The following is a 253-nucleotide window of genomic DNA, read 5'->3' as shown; positions in this document are numbered from 1 at the left end:
TTATATAGCATTCTTGCTTAATGATTGTAGTATTTTTGTCTATTTTTCCTAAATTTACAACATTGAATTATTTTATTTGCGGCGAATTGTAAGGTAAAACAAATTGGAGAAATTTTAAATGCAGGAATTTATTTAATAGAGTCGGTTATTATTATATCCCAACGACAAATATCGATGAATCGATCCAATGGTATATTCAAAAATTAGGTCTCAAATTCGGTAGCTTAGAACCCTTTTAAGCTACCGAATGCTC

It is taken from the genome of Neobacillus drentensis, from assembly GCF_036965245.1.
Classification (GTDB): Bacteria; Bacillota; Bacilli; order Bacillales; family Cytobacillaceae; genus Neobacillus; species Neobacillus drentensis_G.
Note: the sequence above shows the minus strand (reverse complement) of the source record.